General features: G+C 50.1%; 4 protein-coding genes, 4 tRNA genes and 1 pseudogene. 7 read left to right on the top strand and 2 right to left on the bottom strand.

The window, feature by feature from the left end:
- Positions 1 to 221 precede the first annotated feature (221 nt).
- Positions 222 to 1,250 carry a UDP-N-acetylmuramate dehydrogenase gene (gene murB / locus OGV69_RS04670; RefSeq protein ID WP_069325462.1) on the top strand — a complete coding sequence of 343 codons (1,029 nt, stop codon included), beginning with the start codon at positions 222 to 224 and terminating at the stop codon, positions 1,248 to 1,250.
- Positions 1,247 to 2,209: a bifunctional biotin--[acetyl-CoA-carboxylase] ligase/biotin operon repressor BirA gene (gene birA / locus OGV69_RS04665; RefSeq protein WP_038636096.1), complete on the top strand. Its 963-nt coding sequence runs from the start codon at positions 1,247 to 1,249 to the stop codon at positions 2,207 to 2,209. Before murB ends, birA begins: the two co-directional genes overlap by 4 nt.
- A 32-nt stretch (positions 2,210 to 2,241) precedes the next feature.
- Here the strand turns inward: birA and coaA are convergent, their stop codons facing one another.
- The gene (coaA, locus tag OGV69_RS04660; RefSeq protein WP_032940924.1) at positions 2,242 to 3,192 is read right to left on the bottom strand and encodes a type I pantothenate kinase; all 951 of its coding nucleotides are present in this window, start codon (positions 3,190 to 3,192) and stop codon (positions 2,242 to 2,244) included.
- A 291-nt stretch (positions 3,193 to 3,483) separates the two neighbouring features.
- A pseudogene (locus tag OGV69_RS04655) lies at positions 3,484 to 3,564 on the bottom strand (hypothetical protein); the annotation flags it as partial.
- A gap of 19 nt (positions 3,565 to 3,583) precedes the next feature.
- Here OGV69_RS04655 and OGV69_RS04650 point away from each other — a divergent pair.
- The 5 genes from OGV69_RS04650 to tuf form a co-directional block, all read left to right on the top strand.
- Positions 3,584 to 3,659 (top strand) — tRNA-Thr (locus OGV69_RS04650).
- A gap of 8 nt (positions 3,660 to 3,667) precedes the next feature.
- Positions 3,668 to 3,752, top strand: a tRNA-Tyr gene (locus tag OGV69_RS04645).
- A gap of 114 nt (positions 3,753 to 3,866) precedes the next feature.
- Positions 3,867 to 3,941: transfer RNA gene (locus tag OGV69_RS04640), tRNA-Gly, on the top strand.
- Between the two features lie 5 nt (positions 3,942 to 3,946).
- Positions 3,947 to 4,022 (top strand) — tRNA-Thr (locus OGV69_RS04635).
- 118 nt (positions 4,023 to 4,140) lie between these two features.
- Positions 4,141 to 5,291, top strand: a 1,151-nt coding sequence (gene tuf, locus OGV69_RS04630) for an elongation factor Tu (RefSeq protein ID WP_286469143.1), incomplete at its 3' end; no start/stop codon positions are given.

Below are 5,291 nucleotides of genomic sequence, written 5' to 3'. Positions count from 1 at the left end.
CCCATGCGAGAGTAGGGAACTGCCAGGCATCAAACAAGTGAAGAAGCCCATCCTGCCGGATGGGCTTTTTTGCGTCTGTGTAGAGTGAAACCTGCCGGATGCGGCATCCCGCCTTATCCGGCCTGCCAAGGCGCATCAGGCAATCCCCTTGCCTCCATAAGACAAGCCATCCTGCGGCATATGCGGTAAACTAAGCGCGATTTTGCATCAGGAAAGCGTCTATGAATCACTCCCTTAAAGCCTGGAACACCTTCGGTATCGATCAACAAGCTAATGAGCTTGTCTGCGCCGAAAATGAGCAACAACTGCTGAATGCCTGGCAATCAGCGAATGCATCACATCATCCAGTACTGATCCTGGGCGAGGGGAGTAACGTCCTGTTTCTCGATACCTTCCATGGAACGGTGATCGTCAATCGAATCAAGGGCATTGAGATCACAGAACAACCTGAGGCGTGGCACCTGCACGTCGGTGCCGGTGAGAACTGGCATCATCTGGTACAGCACACGCTGCAAGAAGGTATGCCTGGACTGGAAAATCTGGCACTCATTCCCGGATGTGTCGGTTCATCGCCCATTCAGAATATTGGCGCTTATGGTGTGGAGCTGCAGCGTGTCTGTGAATATGTGGACTGCGTTGAACTGTCAACCGGCAAACATCTGCGCGTCAGCGCCGCGGAATGCCGTTTTGGTTACCGTGACAGCATCTTCAAGCATGAATATCAGGATCGTTTCGCAATTGTTGCCGTTGGTTTGCGCTTGGCTAAACAGTGGCAGCCCGTTCTCACTTACGGTGACCTGACGCGTCTGGATCCTACAACCGTGACGCCTCAGCAGGTTTTTGATTCTGTCTGTCATATGCGCACAACAAAGCTGCCTGACCCGAAAGTTAACGGTAATGCGGGTAGCTTCTTTAAAAACCCGGTTGTTACAGCGCACGTTGCGCAGGAACTGTTGGCCAAATTCCCGACTGCGCCTCATTACCCGCAGGTAGATGGTTCAGTAAAACTGGCTGCCGGCTGGCTTATCGATCAATGCCAGCTAAAAGGCATGCGTATTGGTGGGGCAGCGGTACATCAGCAGCAAGCACTGGTACTGATTAATGCAGACCGTGCGACCAGTCAGGATGTGGTACAACTAGCGCATCATGTACGCCAAAAAGTCGGTGAGAAATTCAATGTCTGGCTCGAACCCGAGGTCAGATTTATTGGCCCACAGGGTGAAGTGAATGCTGTGGAGATCATCGCATGAAAGATAATACCGTCCCCCTGACGCTTATTTCCTTGTTAGCCGATGGCGAATTTCATTCCGGTGAGCAGCTTGGTGAACAGCTGGGAATGAGCCGTGCGGCAATCAATAAGCATGTTCAGACGCTACGCGACTGGGGCGTTGATGTCTTTACTGTTCCCGGTAAAGGATACAGCTTACCTGAGCCTATCCAGTTATTAGACTCATCACTGATTCATTCTCAGTTGGATGGAGGGAATATCACGGTTCTGCCGGTTATCGACTCAACCAACCAGTACCTGATGGACCGTATTGGTCAACTGGAGTCAGGGGATGCCTGCGTCGCTGAGTATCAGCAGGCCGGCCGTGGTCGTCGCGGACGTAAGTGGTTCTCACCGTTTGGCGCCAATCTGTATCTCTCAATGTTCTGGCGACTGGAGCAAGGACCGGCAGCCGCAATTGGTCTGAGTCTGGTGATTGGTATTGTCATGGCGGAGGTTTTACGCGATCTGGGGGCGGATAAAGTTCGCGTGAAATGGCCGAACGATCTCTATCTGCTCGATCGTAAACTGGCCGGAATTCTGGTTGAACTCACTGGTAAGACGGGCGATGCCGCGCAAATTGTTATCGGTGCGGGTATTAATATGTCCATGCGCCGGGTAGAAGAGAATGTCGTTAATCAGGGCTGGATTAATCTCCAGGAAGCGGGAATTAACATTGACCGCAATACCCTTGCTGCCCGACTAATCCGCGAGCTGCGCGCTGCGCTGGTATTGTTTGAGCATGAGGGCTTAGCGCCGTATTTGTCCCGCTGGAAGACGCTGGACAACTTTATCGACCGCCCGGTAAAACTCATTATTGGCGATAAAGAAATATTTGGGATATCTCGTGGAATAGATGCACAAGGTGCATTATTGCTCGAACAAAATGGCGTGATAAAACCCTGGATGGGCGGAGAAATATCGCTCAGAAGCGCTGAATAATAACAAGGGGAGCTGCGGCTCCCCTTATTAATTTATTTGCGTAGTCTGACCTCTTCAACAGCATGATTAGCGCTTTTGGTCATGATTAAGCTGGCACGCTCACGCGTTGGTAAAATATTTTGTTTTAAATTCAGCCAGTTAATCTCTTTCCATAACGAAGTGGCCGTGTTGATTGCCTCGTCTTCCGACAATTTCGCATAATTATGGAAATAAGAGTCTGGGTTGGTAAATGCCCCTTCGCGGAATTTCAGGAAGCGGTTGATATACCACGTCTGGAGTAATTCCTCTGGCGCATCAACATAAATAGAAAAGTCGACAAAATCAGAAACAAATACATGATGCGGATCGTGAGGATAATCCATCCCGCTCTGTAATACATTAAGCCCTTCAAGTATTAATATGTCGGGTTGGGCAACAGTTTTGTCGCCATCAGGGATCACATCATAGATAAGATGGGAGTATACCGGTGCCGTGACGTTGGGTACGCCTGACTTCAAATCGGAAACGAATTTAACCAGGCGGTGCATATCATAGGACTGAGGGAAGCCTTTCTTCTTCATGAGTCCACGATCTTTCAACACCTGATTGGGATGAAGAAAACCGTCGGTCGTAATCAATTCAACCTTACGATGCTCAGGCCAGCGACTCAACAGTGCCTGTAAAACACGTGCTGTGGTGCTTTTGCCAACGGCGACGCTGCCAGCAATGCTAATAATATAAGGAATACGCTCGCCGTTAGTGCCTAAAAATTGCTCCAGCACCGCCTGACGTCGCAGGTTCGAACTGATGTAAAAATTTAGCAAACGCGATAGAGGCAAATAAATTTCGGCAACTTCTTCCAGCGACAAGTCTTCGTTAATGCCTTTCAGACGAGCAATCTCTTCCTCGGTCAGGGTCATTGGCACGGAATCACGAAGCGCAGCCCACTGGTTGCGATCAAACTGTAGGTAAGGCGACGTTAACGCTTGCTCTTTTATACTCATACGCATGGTCTGGCTGTCACTGCTATATCAGGTCTGCGGTAAAAAAACGAAATCATCCCCGGCACGCAATGGCACGCACATTTCAGTTAATTTGGACAATGGGCAGGAGGGTAACACCAGATGAGGGGGAATAATAAGAAAAAATCATCCCCTGAAAAGCAATGTGACGGCTATTCCAGATGTATAATGAGGTACTTTCTCTCTATGGATAAGTGCATGGCGGCGAAAAACTTGCCTTTGGAAGGGCACGCGCCGTTGGAAATTTGTCCAATCATACGAAGAAATAGATTATTTATCGGACGTATAGTGCAAAATGTGAGCGATAGAACATTTTATGCAATTTTTTAGTTGCATGAGTGCGCAGGTCTCCATAAAATGCGCGCTACTTGATGCCGACTTAGCTCAGTAGGTAGAGCAACTGACTTGTAATCAGTAGGTCACCAGTTCGATTCCGGTAGTCGGCACCATCAAGTCCGGTGGGGTTCCCGAGCGGCCAAAGGGAGCAGACTGTAAATCTGCCGTCACAGACTTCGAAGGTTCGAATCCTTCCCCCACCACCACTTTCTGGCAGCGTTATCGCCGCCTGAGTTGGTTAAAAAATTAATCAGCTCGAACATAAAAGAGAGAAATCTCTTTTTTGTTACAGAAAGAACTGGGTAGCCGAGTTTCAGGATGCGGGCATCGTATAATGGCTATTACCTCAGCCTTCCAAGCTGATGATGCGGGTTCGATTCCCGCTGCCCGCTCCAGACGTGCTGATATGGCTCAGTTGGTAGAGCGCACCCTTGGTAAGGGTGAGGTCCCCAGTTCGACTCTGGGTATCAGCACCACTTCACTTCTCCTTCCCGTTTCTCTCTGTTTACTTTTAAAAGCATTCAACAGCTCAGGTATATTGCCTGGTTGATGTGGTGATATCACCGATTTATCCGTGTCTTAGAGGGACAATCGATGTCTAAAGAAAAATTTGAACGTACTAAACCGCACGTTAACGTCGGTACTATCGGCCACGTTGACCATGGTAAAACAACGCTGACCGCTGCAATCACTACCGTACTGGCTAAAACCTACGGCGGTGCTGCTCGTGCATTCGACCAGATCGATAACGCGCCGGAAGAAAAAGCTCGTGGTATCACCATCAACACTTCTCACGTTGAATATGACACCCCGACTCGCCACTACGCACACGTAGACTGCCCGGGCCACGCCGACTATGTTAAAAACATGATCACCGGTGCTGCGCAGATGGACGGCGCGATCCTGGTTGTTGCTGCGACTGACGGCCCGATGCCGCAGACTCGTGAGCACATCCTGCTGGGTCGTCAGGTAGGCGTTCCGTACATCATCGTGTTCCTGAACAAATGCGACATGGTTGATGACGAAGAGCTGCTGGAACTGGTAGAAATGGAAGTTCGTGAACTTCTGTCTCAGTACGATTTCCCGGGCGACGACACTCCGATCGTTCGTGGTTCTGCTCTGAAAGCGCTGGAAGGCGAAGCAGAGTGGGAAGCGAAAATCATCGAACTGGCTGGCTTCCTGGACTCTTACATCCCGGAACCAGAGCGTGCGATTGACAAGCCGTTCCTGCTGCCTATCGAAGACGTATTCTCCATCTCCGGTCGTGGTACCGTTGTTACCGGTCGTGTAGAACGCGGTATCATCAAAGTTGGTGAAGAAGTTGAAATCGTTGGTATCAAAGAGACTGCTAAGTCTACCTGTACTGGCGTTGAAATGTTCCGCAAACTGCTGGACGAAGGCCGTGCTGGTGAGAACGTTGGTGTTCTGCTGCGTGGTATCAAACGTGAAGAAATCGAACGTGGTCAGGTACTGGCTAAGCCGGGCTCTATCAAGCCGCACACCAAGTTCGAATCTGAAGTGTACATCCTGTCCAAAGACGAAGGCGGCCGTCATACTCCGTTCTTCAAAGGCTACCGTCCGCAGTTCTACTTCCGTACTACTGACGTGACTGGCACCATCGAACTGCCGGAAGGCGTAGAGATGGTAATGCCGGGCGACAACATCAAAATGGTTGTTACCCTGATCCACCCGATCGCGATGGACGACGGTCTGCGTTTCGCAATCCGTGAAGGCGGCCGTACTGT

The sequence above is a fragment of the Citrobacter sp. Cc139 genome (assembly GCF_030334645.1).
Taxonomy (GTDB): domain Bacteria; phylum Pseudomonadota; class Gammaproteobacteria; order Enterobacterales; family Enterobacteriaceae; genus Citrobacter; species Citrobacter werkmanii.
The sequence above is the reverse complement of the archived record's forward strand: the minus strand, read 5'-3'. Positions and strand labels throughout refer to the sequence as shown.

What these genes read in the sequence shown, in the direction of transcription:
- birA (WP_038636096.1), top strand. Translation starts at nt 1,247, where the DNA reads ATGAAAGATAATACCGTCCCCCTGACGCTTATTTCCTTGTTAGCCGAT.
- murB (WP_069325462.1), top strand. Translation starts at nt 222, where the DNA reads ATGAATCACTCCCTTAAAGCCTGGAACACCTTCGGTATCGATCAACAA.
- coaA (WP_032940924.1), bottom strand. Translation starts at nt 3,192, where the DNA reads ATGAGTATAAAAGAGCAAGCGTTAACGTCGCCTTACCTACAGTTTGAT.